The following is a 16,263-nucleotide window of genomic DNA, read 5'->3' as shown; positions in this document are numbered from 1 at the left end:
TGCAGCCCGTGGTATCACGGCTGAATTGAGAATAAATTTATTATGTTAATCAAAATGTTGACCAAAGTTTTTGGTAGCAGCAATGATCGTACTTTACGTCGTATGCGCAAAGCCGTTGATGTCATCAACAAAATGGAGCCTGATTTTGAGAAGCTCTCTGATGAAGAACTGAAGGGAAAAACAGGCGTTTTTCGCGAACGTCTGAAGAAAGGCGAAACGCTGGAAAGCTTGATCCCGGAAGCCTTCGCAACGGTACGTGAAGCCAGTAAGCGCGTATTTGGTATGCGTCACTTTGACGTACAGTTAATTGGCGGCATGGTTCTGAACGATCGCTGTATTGCCGAGATGCGTACCGGTGAAGGTAAAACCTTAACGGCTACCTTACCAGCTTACCTGAATGCGTTAACCGGTAAAGGCGTACACGTTGTTACCGTCAATGACTATCTGGCGCAGCGTGATGCGGAAAATAACCGTCCGCTGTTTGAATTCCTTGGCTTGTCAGTGGGTATCAACTTACCGGGTATGCCTGCACCCGCCAAACGCGCCGCCTATGCTGCTGACATTACTTACGGCACCAACAACGAATACGGCTTCGACTATCTGCGCGACAACATGGCCTTCAGCCCGGAAGAGCGTGTACAGCGTAAACTGAACTACGCTCTGGTGGACGAAGTTGACTCCATCCTGATCGATGAAGCACGTACGCCGTTAATTATTTCTGGCCCCGCTGAAGACAGTTCTGACCTGTATATCAAGGTTAATAAAATCATTCCGCATCTGGTTCGTCAGGATAAAGAAGATTCTGAAACCTATCAGGGCGAGGGTGATTTCTGGGTGGATGAAAAGGCACGCCAGGCACACATGTCTGAACGCGGTCTGGTCAAAGTAGAAGAACTGCTGGTCAGCCAGGGCATTATGGAAGCGGGGGAGTCTCTTTACTCGCCGACCAATATCATGCTGATGCACCATGTGACCGCTGCCTTGCGCGCGCACGCCCTTTTACTCGCGATGTTGATTACATTGTAAAAGATGGCGAAGTGGTTATCGTTGATGAACACACCGGTCGTACCATGCAGGGCCGTCGCTGGTCCGATGGTTTGCATCAGGCGATCGAAGCGAAAGAAGGTGTGGATATTCAGAACGAGAACCAGACGCTGGCCTCGATCACCTTCCAGAACTATTTCCGCATTTACGAAAAACTGGCGGGTATGACCGGTACTGCTGATACCGAAGCGTTCGAATTCAGCTCAATCTATAAGCTGGATACCATCGTTGTTCCTACCAACCGTCCAATGGTGCGTAAGGATCTGCCTGACCTGGTCTATATGACCGAGAAAGAGAAAATTGACGCCATCATCGAAGATATTCGTGAGCGTACTGCTAACGGACAGCCGGTGCTGGTGGGAACCATTTCGATTGAAAAATCAGAAGTCGTATCTAACGAACTGACGCGCGCAGGCATTAAGCATAACGTGCTGAATGCCAAGTTCCATGCCCGTGAAGCAGACATTGTTGCTCAGGCCGGACAGCCAGGCGCGGTAACCATCGCAACGAACATGGCCGGACGTGGTACGGATATTATGCTGGGCGGCAGCTGGCACGCAGAAGTGGCTGAGTTACAGGAACCAACAGAAGCACAGATTGAAGAGATTAAAGCGGCATGGCAGATTCGTCACGATGCCGTTCTGGCTTCTGGTGGTTTGCACATCGTTGGTACAGAGCGCCATGAGTCACGCCGTATCGACAATCAGTTACGGGGTCGTGCAGGTCGTCAGGGCGATGCCGGTTCATCTCGTTTCTACCTGTCGATGGAAGATGCGCTGATGCGTATTTTCGCCTCGGATCGCGTATCGAATATGATGCGTAAATTGGGTATGAAACCAGGCGAAGCGATTGAGCATCCATGGGTAACCAAAGCGATTGCCAACGCCCAGCGTAAAGTTGAAAGCCGCAACTTTGATATTCGTAAGCAGCTGCTTGAATATGATGATGTGGCAAACGATCAGCGCCGTGCGATTTACAGCCAGCGTAACGAATTGCTCGATGTTTCTGATGTAAGTGAAACCATTAACAGCATTCGCCAGGATGTTTATAAAGCGACAATCGACAGCTACATTCCACCGCAGTCACTGGAAGAGATGTGGGACGTGCCAGGACTGGAAGAGCGTTTGCGTAACGATTTTGATCTGGATCTGCCTGTCGCTGAATGGCTGGATAAAGAGCCGGATCTGCATGAAGAAACGCTGCGCGAGCGCATCATGACGCACGCGATGGAAAGCTACGCCCGGAAAGAAGAAGTGGTCGGCGCTGAAACGATGCGCAGCTTCGAAAAAGGTGTGATGTTGCAAACGCTGGATTCCTTGTGGAAAGAGCACCTTGCGGCAATGGACTATCTGCGTCAGGGCATCCATCTGCGTGGCTACGCTCAGAAAGATCCAAAGCAGGAATACAAGCGTGAATCTTTCGCTATGTTTGCCGCCATGCTGGAATCATTGAAGTATGAAGTGATCAGCACCTTGAGTAAGGTGCAGGTGCGCATGCCAGAAGAGATTGAAGCAATGGAACAGCAGCGTCGTGAAGAAGCGGAGCGTCTGGCACAGCAACAGCAACTCAGCCATGTAGATGACGAAACCTTAGCGGCAGCTTCACTGGCGCAGCAGGGCGGCGAACGCAAAGTAGGACGCAACGATCCTTGTCCTTGCGGCTCCGGTAAGAAATACAAACAGTGTCATGGCCGCCTCGCCTGATACTGTTTAAAGCCAGAAAGCGAGCGCCACTAAGCGCCTGAAAAAAGGTTTTGGCAGTTGCGCCCGTTAGCTGCGGAATAAGCCCGGTTTATCGCCGGGCTTATTTTTTGGCCAAAAAAGTCTCTTTTAGGTTACGGGCACCGTCAGATATAAAGCCGCTGTTTTAAAATATTTTTCTCTGACACCAAAGCGATTAACTTCCATTAACAGCTGTTTTAGAATCAGTACACATTCAGCAAAACATTCCGGGAAATCATTCATGAAGCACCTGCAGGTCGCGGTAGGCATTATCCGCAACGCCGAAAAACAAATTTTTCTTGCCCAGCGTGCGGCGTCCTCTTATATGGCGAATAAGTGGGAATTTCCTGGCGGAAAAATTGAGGCGGGTGAGAGTGCTGAACAAGGTTTACTGCGTGAATTACTGGAAGAGACCGGGATTGAAGTCACGCAAGCGCGCCCGATTGGCGAAGCCGATCATTCCTATGAAGATTTGCGCGTGACGCTGCATTTTTTCCTGGTCGAAGGCTGGAAAGGTGAACCCTGGGGGCGTGAAGGACAGCCACAACGCTGGGTTGCGCAGCAGGATTTAGTTGCAGACGAATTTCCGCCAGCAAATCATCAGCTGATTGCGCGTCTCATTGCCGGTGAATGGTAACAGTGGGGCAATCGCCCCACTTAAACCTTAACGTTCCTCTTCACTCCAGTCATCACTGTCGTTCAGATCGCCGCTGCTGGGAATACGCTTTTCTTCAGCAGCCCATTCACCCAAATCGATAAGCTGACAGCGTTTGCTGCAAAAAGGTCGCCACGGGCTGAGCTCATCCCAGATAACGTCTTTGCCACACTGAGGGCATGTAACAGTAAGAATTTCGTCCTGCATTTTCACCTCTAACAACAGGCTAATTGAAAATTAAGTCGTGCCGGTACTTCGCCTCGTTCGCTATCGAATGGCATAAAGCGAATGGCGTAGCGGCTTTTATGACCAGAGACCTGAGGATAAAGCGAATCTTCCAGTTGAAGCTGCAAACGCAGCAGATCGGCTCCTTCAGCATTATCCTGATAAAATCCATTCAGGCTGGTTTGATGACGAAATGCGCCAGACTGGCGAATTAAATCAAGAACCGTTGCCAGACTGCTATGCAGAGGCACCAGCGTTTCAAGCCATGCGTTTACCTGTACATCACGCGATTCCTGCGGCAAATGTAGCCAAATATGTAAACCCGGCAAGTCAAAGCTACAGCAGCCGCCCGGAATGCTCAGACGCTGCCGCACCAGGCCAATCAGGCGATCCTCGCGCAGTTGCTGTCCCATACGTGGCGCGCTCATCAACTGAGCTGACTGGCGTTTTAACTTTTCACGCAGCGCCTCAACCACAGTCATATCAACGCCAGGCACATCAGCCCAGGCGCGTAATTTTTGCTGTTGCCGCTCAAGTTCTTTCAATAATTCGGTACGCATATCACCGCGTTCAAAAATATCGAGCAACTCGCCAATCAGGCGAAAAAAGGTTAGTGCACTTACGGTGTTGGTTAGCGGAACGCTGGCATGAAGCTGATCAATCAAAAATTCAACACGCAGCCAGGTGCGCATTTTCTCATTCAGTGGATGTTCAAACAGAACGACTGTACTCATGATATTAATCCTGTTTAGTTGCCGCCAACGCAAGGTAGCGTTGATGCAGTTCGGCAACCTGCGGTAGCGCATCTTCTGGCGCACCGCTGTTATTGATAATGTCGTCGGCACTTTCAAGCCGTTGCTGACGTGTTGCCTGGGCCGCAAGAATACGCTGTGCCTGCTCTGGCGAAATATTGTCGCGAAGCTGGGTGCGTTTTATCTGGGTGGCTTCGTCGACGTCGACCACTAAAACGCGGTCGGCCTGATGCTGTAGCTGATTTTCGATCAGCAGCGGCACGACCCATAGCACGTAAGGTGAGCAGGCTTGCGCTTTGAGTTGTTGCGTCCTGGCATTAATCAATGGATGCAGCAGGGCGTTCAGCCAGCCCTTCTCTTCAGGTGACTGAAAAATGATCTCGCGTAAATGGGCACGAAAAAGCGTGCCTTGTTCAGTGAGCAACGACTGCCCATAACGGGCAACAATCTCCGCTAAAGCGGGTGTGCCCGGCTCAACCACTTCGCGGGCGATAACGTCGGCATCAATAATGTCTACACCCAATGCCGCAAAGCCATTCGCGATTGTGCTTTTTCCGCTGCCGATGCCACCGGTCAACGCTACGGTATAGGGCATAACTCTCTCTCAATGGCGTTCTGAAACGCAAAAACAGGGTTGAGTTCTGTGATGAGCGCGCAAAAATTTGCGCCAGATCACTTTACTCGTTTTTAGCTAAATTTATGGGATTGTAGCTTAAATAAAGTGAATTTCGCAGTCTTGTCGCGGGATGATTAGCGCGTATCATAACGTCACTGGAGCTGTGATTGCTTCGCGAACTGCGGTTCGTTGCCACTAACCAGGATATTTCTATGCGTATCGAAGAAGATGTGAAACTGGGCTTCAAAGATGTATTGATTCGCCCTAAACGATCCACCTTAAAAAGTCGTTCTCAGGTTGAGTTAGAACGCAGCTTCACTTTCAAACATTCCGGGCTGAGCTGGAATGGCGTGCCGGTTATCGCCGCCAATATGGATACGGTCGGCACCTTCAAAATGGCTGAAGTACTGGCTGGGTTTAACATTCTGACCGCAGTTCATAAACATTACAGTGTGGATGAATGGCAAGCGTTTATTCAGCGCGTCCCGGCTTCTCTGCTGAGCCACATAATGGTTTCAACCGGCACTTCTGACAGCGATCTCAGCAAACTGATCGCTGTCATGGCACTCTCTGACAACTTGCAGTTTATCTGCATTGATGTTGCTAACGGTTACTCTGAGCATTTTGTTGAATTCCTGCAACGCGCGCGTGAAGCCTTTCCGGGTAAAACGATTTGCGCAGGCAATGTCGTGACAGGTGAAATGGTTGAAGAGCTGATCCTGTCAGGCGCTGATATTGTCAAAGTCGGCATTGGTCCGGGTTCAGTCTGTACTACCCGCGTCAAAACCGGTGTAGGCTATCCACAGCTGTCAGCCGTGATCGAATGTGCAGATGCAGCGCATGGACTGGGTGGGCAAATCGTCAGTGATGGTGGCTGTGCAGTGCCGGGAGACATAGCGAAAGCTTTTGGCGGTGGTGCAGATTTCGTCATGCTTGGCGGTATGCTTGCTGCTCACGACGAGTGTGAAGGGCGCGTCGTTGAAGAAAACGGCGAAAAATTCATGCTGTTTTATGGCATGAGTTCTGAATCAGCGATGAAGCGTCATGTGGGTGGTGTGGCAGAATATCGTGCCGCCGAAGGTAAAACGGTCAAGCTGCCGTTGCGTGGACCGGTTGAAGAGACGGTACGCGATATTCTTGGCGGCTTGCGTTCGGCTTGTACCTATGTCGGTGCTGAACGTTTAAAAGAGCTGACCAAGCGCACAACGTTTATCCGCGTGGCGGAGCAGGAAAATCGCGTCTTCAATCGCTAATACAACCGGGCGCGATATAACAAGCGCGCCCTTAATGCATCGCTTCTCCTAAGCCAAATACTGGCAAATACATGGCAATAACCAGCGTGCCGACAATGCCGCCAATCACCACCATCATCATGGGTTCCAGTGAGGCGGCAAGGCTGTCGGCACGTGTTAATGTTTGTTCTTCGTGCCATTCAGCAAGGCGTGCCAGCATCGTGTCTAAGGTTCCTGCCTCCTCTCCGACCCGAATCAGTTGATAGCAAAGCGGACTAAAAAGCGGATGGTCCGTTAAAGCCTGATGTAACGGCTTCCCTTCAGCAATATGCTGTTGTAGCGCCACAATGGCGTCGCGCCAGACTAATGAGGAAAGCGTAACCTGAACTGCCTGTAATCCCTGCAGCAATGTCAGGCCTGCCTGCTGGGTTAGCTGGAGAAGGGTATAGATTTGGGCAAGCTGGCTACCGCGCCATAACCCGGCAACAACGGGAAGATGAAGTAACAGGCGTTGCTCATGGCGCTGCCAGTGTGTGGAATGACGTCGTAACTGCTGCCAGCCATAAAGCATAAGTATCATGATAAGAGCAAGTGTTACTCCCCAGGCTTGCAATCCCTGCGAGAGTTGAATGACGGCGGCGGTAAATGCAGGCAGCGGCGCATCAAATGCAGCATATACCGAAACGAATTCTGGCAATACAAATAGCAACATGCCACACGACACGATAATCGCGATCAACAGAATAAACAGAGGGTAACGCAGCGCCTTGATCACTTTGTTCCAAAGGAATTGCTGTCGCGCTTGCTGTTGCGCCAGTTGTCCACAGCAAACGTCCAGCTGGCCAGTCAATTCACCTACCTCCATCAATGCGGAATAGAGCGGAGGAAATATGTCGGGCCAGTGGCGCATCGCCTGTGAAAAGGGTTCACCGGCTAATACGCGCTGCTGTAAGGTCAAAAGTAACGTTCGCCAGCCTGAATGAGGATGGCCTTCAGCCAACAGCGTCAGCCCTTCTGAGAGCGGTAAGCCCGCTTTTAATAAAGTTGCCAGCTGACGAATCAGATCAATTTTCTGCTGCCATTTCCAGTCCCGGGGGCGATAAACTTTCTCCCGTTTCCAGCTTACTGGCAGCAGGTCGCGCTCAGTTAACTGTGACAACAAGCAATCCGCGTCTGGCGCGAGGCCGTTGCCATTTTGCAGTTCACCTTTGTTGTCCACAGCTTGCCAGTTATACAGATTCAAATTAGCCATCATTTAAACCAACCACCCGCTGCATCTCTTCCAGTGAAGTATCGCCACGGTTGACGGCCTCAAGTCCGGCAGCCAGTAAGGTCCGCATTCCTTGCTGCTTTGCTAAGGTAAGCAAATTAGTGAGCGGCATTTCTGCGGCTATTGCGTTCTGCAATTTGGCCGTAACCGGCAGCAGCTCGAAAAGCGCCAGCCTGCCAAAATAGCCAGAAAAACAGTGATCGCAGCCGGGAGCTCGCCAGGTTTGTAAGGTTCCCGGCCAGAGTTCTGCCGGAAAGTGCGCAACTGCCTGCGCGGGCTGACGGCAGTGCGGACACAAACGTCGCACTAAACGCTGGGCGACAATCAGACGTAAAGCGGGTCCTAACAGATAGCCAGGAATACCCATCTGACGAAGCCGGGTTAGTGTTTCTGAGGTCGAATTCGTATGCAGCGTTGAGAGTACTAAATGACCGGTCTGCGCTGCTTTTACAGCAATCTCTGCTGTTTCCGCATCACGAATTTCACCCACCATAATCACATCAGGATCCTGACGTAACATTGCACGCAGAACACGATTGAAATCGAGACCATATTTAACATTAACTTGCGTCTGGTTGATGCCCGGCAGTGGAATTTCAATTGGATCTTCAACGCTGCACAAATTTTTTTCGGGTTTGTTAAGGGCGCTCAGCCCGCTGTACAACGTAAAAGTTTTGCCGCTTCCGGTTGGGCCGGTCACTAAAATTAAGCCCTGTGGCTGCGCCAGTGCTTTGACAAGCATGCGCAACTGAGAAGCGGGTAAGCCTAACTTCTCCAGTGACAGCGCAGCACTTTCACTTTGCAACAGGCGAATCACTGCTTTTTCACCCTGGCTGACCGGTAAGGTCGAGAGGCGAAACGACACTGGCTTGCCTTCTGTCTCCAGATTAAACTGACCATCCTGCGGCAAGCGACGCTCAGCGATATCCATTCCAGCCAGAATTTTCAGTCTTGCCAGCAGAGCGGCAGGAGAGGTGTCGGGTAGCGACGAGAGCGGCTGCAACACACCATCAATGCGTAACCTGACACGCAACCTTTGCTGGATTAATTCAATGTGTATATCCGATGCACGGCGTTGTAGCGCCTGTCGTAAAATGTGCTGCACCGCTTCTATAGCGGACTCTGTCGGTGCAGATTCTCTTGCCACTAATGACGGCTCGCCGTGTTGTAACTGATCGATGCGTGCTTGTGGCCAGCACTCAATTTCAATCTGACACTGGCTGGCAAAATGCAACGCTTCAGCCAGTCCCGAAGGAACCGATTCAGCTACTGCCACGCGTAACTGCGTGGCATCGCGATGCAAAACGACGGCCTGATAACGCTGGCACAGCGAGGTGACAGCATCCTCATGCTTCTTCATTATCCGCTCCTTTATCAGCAAAGCGGAACTGTTCCAGACAGCTATCGCGCAGGCTGGAATTGCTGCTGGTACAGTCGCGCTGCCAGCTGATTACGCCTTCGCTACTGTCCCAGACCGGCAGCATTTCCACGCTCAGACCATTCAGACTCTCTTGCCCCGCCAGGGTAATGACGCCATTGGTGACGCTTAAAGAGGAAACATAGCGGGACCCTTTTGCTGTGGGGATGCCACGCTCTCCGGCCTGACATTGCGTTGGACCACCGCGCTCAATGGCACAGAGTTCTACAGCCGTTTTATAAGGCAGCATGGTTTGCAACATGTCGGTAAGTGCCGCACGTTGCAGATAATTTTGATAAGCAGGTAAACCAATGGCGCTCAGAATGGCGACGATACCTACCACGATCATCAATTCGACCAGCGTAAAACCACGTTGAGAATTCATTACACATCTCCTGATTAAGAAGAGGGCAGCCTAAAAATTTTACGCTTTTAGCGACAGGGCCTGATTGGTGAAATGAAGCATGCTACGCAGCAAATTCAGGTGATTACACTGGAGAGAGCAGAGTGATGGAAGCGGGTGCACAAAACGTGTCGGGCAGTAAGCCCGACAAGAAGGGTTATTGCTGCTGGAAACGCATCGACAAATCGAGTGCGCGCACATGCTTGGTCAGCGCCCCGACCGAGACATAATCAACGCCGGTTTGCGCAATTTGCGGCAATGTGGTTTCGGTGACATTACCTGACACTTCAAGCAGTGCGCGGCCTTGGGTGAGCCTGACAGCTTCACGCATCTCGTCGAGGCTGAAATTATCCAGCATGACAATATCCGCAGCAGCCTCCAGCGCCTGGCTCAGTTCATCCAGCGACTCAACTTCGACTTCAACAGGCACATCAGGATGAAGCCAAAACGCTTTTTCAACCGCCTGACGAATTGAACCGCTGGCAATGATATGATTTTCTTTAATTAAAAGGCGTCTGACAAGCCGAGCCGATGATTATTACCCCCACCGCACAGCACAGCATATTTCAGCGCAGTACGCAGTCCCGGTAATGTTTTACGGGTATCCAGCAGTTGGGTTTGGCTTCCTTCCAGCAACGTCACGTAGCGGCTGACTTCAGTCGCAACCCCCGAAAGCGTCTGGACAAAATTTAAGGCGGTGCGTTCGGCGGTAAGCAGCAGGCGCGCGGGTCCCTCTATTTCAAACAGAAGCTGGTCAGCGACAACGGCTTGTCCATCTTCAATATGCCACGTCAGGTTAGCGTGAGAGCCTAACTGGATAAACACCTCTTCCACCCAGCGTTTACCACAGAAAACACCCGCTTCACGGGTAATCACTTGCGCGTGAGCCTGGCTGCCCGCAGGAAGCAATTGAGCAGTAATATCACGGTCGCTATCGACTTCACCGCCCAGGTCTTCTTGCAAAGCACGGGCGACGGCTTCGGGAATATCACTTTCGATGCGTTGAATCAACGCCTGACGGCGGCTGTCTGGATCATAACGACGCGTGGGCATAAGCATTTAGCTCCAAAAAGAACAGATAAATGTGGCGTCCACAATAGCCTGAAAGGCAGTAACGCGCCAGTCACGGCCCTCTTTTTGTTTAGTATCCTTAACAAGCTCCTTTCACACTTTGCGGTGATGACGCATTAAGACGCAAGAACCCCTTAAATTTCATGCTATTCTCAGCCTGACCGGGATAAGGGGATCACATGAAAATTGAACAAGGCTGGCTGAGTGAGGTGCGCCATGTGCCCTCATCGCACTGTAATGAACGACCTGATGAAGAAGCACCCTCATTACTGGTCATTCATAACATTAGCTTACCGCCGGGCGAATTTGGTGGCCCCTGGATTGATCGGTTGTTTACCGGAACATTGCCGGCAGATGCACATCCTTATTTCGCTGATATTGCGCACTTGCGCGTGGCGGCGCACTGCCTGATCCGCCGTGACGGCGAAATTGTTCAGTATGTGCCCTTCAATAAGCGTGCCTGGCATGCCGGCGTATCGCAATTTGAAGGGCGTGATAACTGCAATGACTATTCAATTGGTATTGAGCTTGAAGGGACGGACATTGCCCCTTACACCGAAGCGCAATATCAGGCGCTGCAACAGATTACTCAACTGCTACTACAGCACTATCCATTGACGCCTTCACGTATTACGGGTCATAGCGATATTGCGCCAGAACGTAAAACCGATCCTGGTCCGGCTTTTGACTGGCACTACTATAAGCAGTTATTAACGAAGTAAAATTCTGATCATTTCGGAGTATGTATGACGTTGTTTACCTTGTTATTAGTTCTGGGCTGGGAGCGTCTGTTTAAACTGGGCGAGCACTGGCAGATCGATCACCGACTTGAGCCTGTTTTTCATCGTCGCCACTCTTTCTCAATGATGCGTACCTTGTTCATGATGGGGCTGGCGATGGCCGTTACGGCGCTGGTGATCTGGAGCCTGAAAGGCATTCTGTTTGGTGTGCCGCAACTGCTGTTCTGGATCGTGGTCGGTTTGCTGTGTATCGGCGCTGGCTCAGTGCGGCTCCACTATCACAACTATTTGAAAGCAGCCAGCCACAATGATGTTGCTGCGCATCAGGCAATGGCGGCGGAACTCACGATTATTCATGGCGTGCCGGTTGATTGCAGTGAACGTGAATTTTTACGCGAGCTGCAAAACGCCCTTATCTGGATTAACTTCCGTTTTTACCTGGCTCCCCTTTTTTGGTTAGTGGTGGGCGGTTCCTGGGGGCCGGTTCTGCTGGTGGGTTATGCCTTTTTGCGCGCCTGGCAAAGCTGGCTGGCGAAACATCAAACGCCGATGGCGCGTGCGCAGTCAGGGGTTGATGGGCTTTTGCATATTCTGGACTGGATCCCGGTGAGACTGGCAGGCGTTGCTTATGCCTTGCTGGGTCATGGTGAAAAAGCCCTGCCAGCCTGGTTCGCTTCACTCACCGACCGCCACCGTACGCAATATCAGGTGCTGACCAGCCTGGCGCAGTTCTCCCTTGAACGCGATCCGCATACTGACAAGGTCGAAACGCCACGTGTTGCTGTGGCGTTAGCGAAGCGCACGTCACTGGTGTTGGTGGTCGTGGTGGCGCTTTTAACCATTTACGGCGCACTGGTATAATCGGCAGGCGGTACGCCAAAATCGGGTGTACCGTCTTTGCGCCATTCAAAGTATTTCAGTCGGGTATGGCGATTAGGATCCCATAACGGGTCGCCCTCAATTTCAGTGTAATTGCGCGCATGGTAAACCAGAATATCTCGTCCTTCTTCATCCTGGATGAAACTATTATGGCCCGGGCCATACTGGTGGTTATCCCAGTTTGATCCAAACACCGGACGTGCCGATTTTTGCCACGCTTCAGCCTGTAACGGATTGGCATCCAGCGCAATTGAGAGTAAACCCATACAGTAATTTTCATCAGTGGCGCTGGCGGAATACGTGATAAACAGGCGATTGCCATGAAAAATTACAGCGGGACCTTCATTGACGCTAAACCCCGCACACTCCCATTCATATTCCGGACGGCTTAACATCACCGGCGTGCCCTTGATCGTCCAGGGATTAAGTAACTCAGCCAGGTAAAGATTAGAGTTACCGGGAATAGCGGGATCTTTTTGCGCCCACACATACCACTCTTTTCCCTGATGGGTAAAACAGGTGGCGTCCAGTGAAAAACTGTCGATATGGCTGAAGACACGGCGACACGCTTGCCAGTTGCCGCTGAGAGGATCGGCATCATCGCATACCAACGCATACATGCGGTGCTGGAATAAACCATCTTTGATATCGCGTGTGGGGGCTGCCGCGAAGTAAATTACCCATTGTCCATGGATATAGTGCAACTCTGGTGCCCAAATTAATTCGCTACACGGCCCGCTTTCCGCTTTCCGCCACACCACAACCGCTTCAGCGGTGCGCAGGCCATTTAAGGTTGTGGCCCGACGGATCTCCAGCCGGTCATATTCGGGCACAGAGGCGATAAAATAGTAATGTTGTTGATGACGCAGAATAAAAGGATCGGCACGCTGCTCGATAAACGGATTCGGCCAGAGAGGGCTCATTTTACTTCTCCTGTTTGAGGGGCGACGCCGTCGCGTTGAATAACATGTAAATCGCGGAAATTTTCGCGGCGCAGCGCAAGATCATCCTGAATTGTGCGCATCAGCTGACGATCCACTTTCATCAGTCGCACCACGCCCGCAGTAATCAGATAACCCACAGCAGGAATAAGGGTAAACAGTAACATGATGCCGTTTATAGCCTGGGCAGACTGCTGTTTGGCCCCCGCATCGTAACCATAAAAAGAGAGTAAAAATCCGACCATTGCACCGGCCACCGCCAGCCCGACTTTCAGGAAAAACAGGTTGCCGGAGAAGCTGATACCCGTGATGCGTTTGCCGGTTTTCCATTCACCATAATCATCCACATCGGCCATAAGCGACCAGTGCAGGGGAGAAGGGATTTGATGCAAAATGTTGAGCAGAAAGTAGGCAATGACCACCGCTACAGTGGCGTGCGGATCGATCCAGTAAAAGCCGCAGGAAAACAGCGCCAGCGCGATATTGGTCCAGAAAAAGACTTTGAGTTTGCACCAGCGATCGGTCAGCACTTTGGCTAACGTGCTGCCCAGCATCATGCCAGCGACACCCAGACTAATGAACAGCGTGGCAAAATGGGTCGTTTGCCCCATGACCCAGGTAACGTAATACAGGGTAGCGGCCATACGAATAAAGCCAGGGCAAACGTTACAGAAGGTGAGCAGCAAAATGCGCACCCATTGATCGTTTTTCCACACATCGCGCAGGTCATTTTTCAGATCATCATGGCTGGGCACCGCGGGACGTATACGTTCGCGCACATTGGCAAAGCAAAACAAAAACATCGCCAGCCCAGTCAATGCCAGCACGCTCATTGCCAACTGATAACCGCGCGCTTTATCTTCGCCGCCAAACCACTCTGCCATTGGTAACAGAGTAAGCGACAAAATTAAGGTCGCAATGCCGACCATAACGAAGCGGTACGACTGACAGGAGACACGTTCGCCGGGATCGTTAGTGATAACACCGCCCAGCGAGCAGTAGGGAATATTTATTGCGGTATAGGTCAGCGACATCAAAAAGTAAGTGACGAAAGCCCAGATAACTTTGTTGTCGTAACTCCAGTCTGGAGTAGTGAACATCAAGACGCTGAACAACACGTAAGGCAGGGAAACCCAGAGCAACCAGGGACGAAAACGGCCCCAGCGACTTTGGGTACGATCGGCAATCGCGCCCATAATGGGGTCGGTCACTGCATCCAGCACGCGCACCGAAAGTAGCAGCATACCGACCATCGCCGGTGCCAGACCAAACACATCGGTGTAGAAATAGTTAAGGAAGAGCATGATGGCACCGCCAATCATGTTGCATCCGGCATCACCCATGCCGTAACCCAGTTTTTCCCGAAAGGAGAGGGCTGAGGTTTTCATGGTTTTCTCCTGTACGTCCAGTGTGAGGAGAAATTATTGACGCTAAATCAGCAAGATGGCTGACAACAATTCGTCAGGAAGATGGACAAAACAGGTGGGGCAGGAAAAATGTGACTGAGATCAGATCTCTGAAAGAGAACCCGCCGTGATATTAAGTCCCCGGCGGGTAAAGGATTAGGCTTGCTGCGTTTTCTTTTTAACCATGTAACCGATGCCCAGAATCACCAGCCAGACCGGGATCAACCAGACCGAAATGGCCATGCCAGGCGTCATCGCCATGAGCAGCAGAATCGCTGCCATGAACGCCAGGCAGATCCAGTTACCTGCCGGATAGAGCAGCGCCTTGAAGCGCGTAGTCACGCCTTGCTGATCTTTCTTCTTACGGAATTTCAGGTGCGCCAGACTGATCATTGCCCAGTTGATCACCAGCGCAGAAACCACCAGCGACATCAGCAGGCCAAAGGCTTCACCTGGCATCAGGTAGTTGATCAATACGCACAGCGCAGTGGCGACAGCAGAAACCAGAATGGTCATCACCGGCACGCCGCGGCGGTCAACTTTGAGCAGGGCTTTAGGCGCATTACCTTGCTGTGCCAGGCCAAACAGCATACGGCTGTTACAGTAAACGCAGCTGTTATAGACCGACAGCGCCGCCGTCAGGATCACCACGTTCAGGGCATTGGCCACCATCGCATCACCTAACTCATGGAAGATGAAGACGAACGGGCTGGTTTCAGGCGTTACGCGTGTCCACGGCATCAGTGACAGCAGCACCGCCAGTGAACCGATATAGAAAATCAGGATGCGCCACAGCACCTGGTTAGTGGCTTTTGGAATACTGGTTTCCGGATTGTCCGCTTCTGCCGCCGTGATGCCAACCAGTTCCAGACCGCCAAAGGAGAACATAATGATCGCCATGACCATCACCAGTCCGCCAAGACCGTTTGGCAAGAACCCGCCTTGTTCCCACAGGTTTCGTACCGTGGCTTGTGGGCCGCCTTGACCGCTAAACAGCAGCCAGCCGCCAAACAGGATCATGCCGATCACTGCGACAACTTTAATAATGGCGAACCAGAACTCCATTTCACCAAACACTTTTACGTTGGTGAGGTTAATGGCGTTGATTAGCACGAAAAAAATAGCTGCTGAAGCCCAGGTGGGGAAATCGGGCCACCAAAACTGTATATATTTCCCTACAGCGGTAAGCTCGGCCATCGCCACCAGTACATACAGCACCCAATAGTTCCAGCCTGAAGCAAAGCCCGCAAAGTTACCCCAGTATTTATAAGCAAAGTGGCTGAAGCTACCTGCTACTGGCTCTTCCACCACCATCTCACCCAGCTGACGCATGATGAGAAATGCGATAAATCCGGCAATAGCATAACCCAGAATGACGGCAGGACCTGCAGATTGAATGACCGATGCGCTGCCCAGAAACAGGCCGGTTCCTACCGCACCGCCCAGCGCGATCAGCTGAATATGACGGTTCTTCAGGCCGCGCTTCAGCGTTTCGCCATGCTGTTGTTCCATACAAACCTCGTGATGTTTTTTATTCTTCGTTCGCAGCGGCATACGCTGTAAGGAAGTGGTTACATTAACGTATTGATTCTTTTACGGTATCAGGCGTGCTGTGTACGGCCAGTTGCTACCATGGCGTCAAGAATAGTGATAAGCGCATCGCTTTGCACCTGCTTTTGCTTTTTGTGCTGGGAGTTGCCTGAAAAAGCGCCATGTCGCTTATTTCTGCTGCCGCAAAATTTCCGCCCTGAAAAACCCCTCTGACAAATAGGTTTTCCTTATGGAAAACCCGGTTTAAACCGCTAACCGCGTGTAAGGTTTGGTAAAAGTAAGAATATTTAACATTTATTCTGACAATGATTTTCATTTTTTTAACGGGGAGTTAGCGACA

13 protein-coding genes and 2 pseudogenes are annotated in these 16,263 nt (G+C 51.3%); 5 read left to right on the top strand and 10 right to left on the bottom strand.

The window, feature by feature from the left end; translation table 11 throughout:
- Positions 1-42: 42 nt before the first annotated feature.
- A pseudogene (gene secA / locus O3W44_RS09645) lies at positions 43-2,747 on the top strand (preprotein translocase subunit SecA).
- Positions 2,748-3,006: 259 nt separating this feature from the next.
- Complete coding sequence (mutT, locus tag O3W44_RS09640) at positions 3,007-3,402, top strand: 8-oxo-dGTP diphosphatase MutT (RefSeq protein WP_269292889.1); 396 nt, start codon at positions 3,007-3,009, stop codon at positions 3,400-3,402.
- A 27-nt stretch (positions 3,403-3,429) separates the two neighbouring features.
- On the opposite strand, the gene yacG is transcribed toward mutT, so the two are convergent.
- From yacG to coaE, 3 genes are read right to left on the bottom strand one after another with little or no spacing between them, the layout of a single operon-like run.
- On the bottom strand, positions 3,430-3,627 hold the full coding sequence (gene yacG, locus O3W44_RS09635; RefSeq protein WP_269292888.1) for a DNA gyrase inhibitor YacG: 198 nt from the start codon (positions 3,625-3,627) through the stop codon (positions 3,430-3,432).
- A gap of 8 nt (positions 3,628-3,635) precedes the next feature.
- Complete coding sequence (gene zapD, locus O3W44_RS09630; protein WP_269292887.1) at positions 3,636-4,379, bottom strand: cell division protein ZapD; 744 nt, start codon at positions 4,377-4,379, stop codon at positions 3,636-3,638.
- 4 nt (positions 4,380-4,383) lie between these two features.
- Complete coding sequence (gene coaE / locus O3W44_RS09625; protein ID WP_269292886.1) at positions 4,384-4,992, bottom strand: dephospho-CoA kinase; 609 nt, start codon at positions 4,990-4,992, stop codon at positions 4,384-4,386.
- Between the two features lie 233 nt (positions 4,993-5,225).
- On the opposite strand from coaE, the gene O3W44_RS09620 reads away from it, so the two are divergent.
- A complete protein-coding gene (locus tag O3W44_RS09620) occupies positions 5,226-6,266 on the top strand; it encodes a GMP reductase (RefSeq protein ID WP_269294412.1) in 1,041 nt (346 codons plus the stop codon).
- Positions 6,267-6,297: 31 nt separating this feature from the next.
- On the opposite strand, the gene hofC is transcribed toward O3W44_RS09620, so the two are convergent.
- The 4 genes and pseudogenes from hofC to nadC form a co-directional block, all read right to left on the bottom strand.
- Positions 6,298-7,497, bottom strand: a complete 1,200-nt coding sequence (gene hofC, locus O3W44_RS09615; RefSeq protein WP_269294411.1) for a protein transport protein HofC — start codon at positions 7,495-7,497, stop codon at positions 6,298-6,300.
- Positions 7,490-8,875, bottom strand: a complete 1,386-nt coding sequence (gspE, locus tag O3W44_RS09610; protein WP_269292885.1) for a type II secretion system protein GspE — start codon at positions 8,873-8,875, stop codon at positions 7,490-7,492. Before gspE ends, hofC begins: the two co-directional genes overlap by 8 nt.
- Positions 8,862-9,317, bottom strand: a complete 456-nt coding sequence (gene ppdD, locus O3W44_RS09605) for a prepilin peptidase-dependent pilin (protein ID WP_269292884.1) — start codon at positions 9,315-9,317, stop codon at positions 8,862-8,864. Before ppdD ends, gspE begins: the two co-directional genes overlap by 14 nt.
- Before the next feature lie 175 nt (positions 9,318-9,492).
- Positions 9,493-10,388, bottom strand: a pseudogene (gene nadC / locus O3W44_RS09600) (carboxylating nicotinate-nucleotide diphosphorylase).
- Between the two features lie 197 nt (positions 10,389-10,585).
- On the opposite strand from nadC, the gene ampD reads away from it, so the two are divergent.
- Positions 10,586-11,128, top strand: a complete 543-nt coding sequence (gene ampD, locus O3W44_RS09595; RefSeq protein ID WP_269292883.1) for a 1,6-anhydro-N-acetylmuramyl-L-alanine amidase AmpD — start codon at positions 10,586-10,588, stop codon at positions 11,126-11,128.
- Positions 11,129-11,152: 24 nt separating this feature from the next.
- Entirely contained in the window at positions 11,153-12,007 is an 855-nt protein-coding gene (gene ampE, locus O3W44_RS09590) for a beta-lactamase regulator AmpE (RefSeq protein ID WP_269292882.1), read from the top strand.
- Here the strand turns inward: ampE and O3W44_RS09585 are convergent.
- The 3 genes from O3W44_RS09585 to aroP form a co-directional block, all read right to left on the bottom strand.
- Positions 11,989-12,948, bottom strand: a complete 960-nt coding sequence (locus O3W44_RS09585) for a glycoside hydrolase family 43 protein (protein ID WP_269292881.1) — start codon at positions 12,946-12,948, stop codon at positions 11,989-11,991. The two genes, ampE and O3W44_RS09585, sit on opposite strands and share 19 nt — an antisense overlap.
- A complete protein-coding gene (locus O3W44_RS09580) occupies positions 12,945-14,354 on the bottom strand; it encodes a glycoside-pentoside-hexuronide (GPH):cation symporter (protein ID WP_269292880.1) in 1,410 nt (469 codons plus the stop codon). Before O3W44_RS09580 ends, O3W44_RS09585 begins: the two co-directional genes overlap by 4 nt.
- 174 nt (positions 14,355-14,528) lie before the next feature.
- A complete protein-coding gene (gene aroP, locus O3W44_RS09575) occupies positions 14,529-15,884 on the bottom strand; it encodes an aromatic amino acid transporter AroP (RefSeq protein WP_269292879.1) in 1,356 nt (451 codons plus the stop codon).
- Positions 15,885-16,263: the final 379 nt, after the last annotated feature.

It is taken from the genome of Pantoea sp. LMR881 (genome assembly GCF_027157825.1).
Classification (GTDB): domain Bacteria; phylum Pseudomonadota; class Gammaproteobacteria; order Enterobacterales; family Enterobacteriaceae; genus Pantoea; species Pantoea haifensis.
This window is presented reverse-complemented; position numbering and strand designations above follow the sequence as displayed.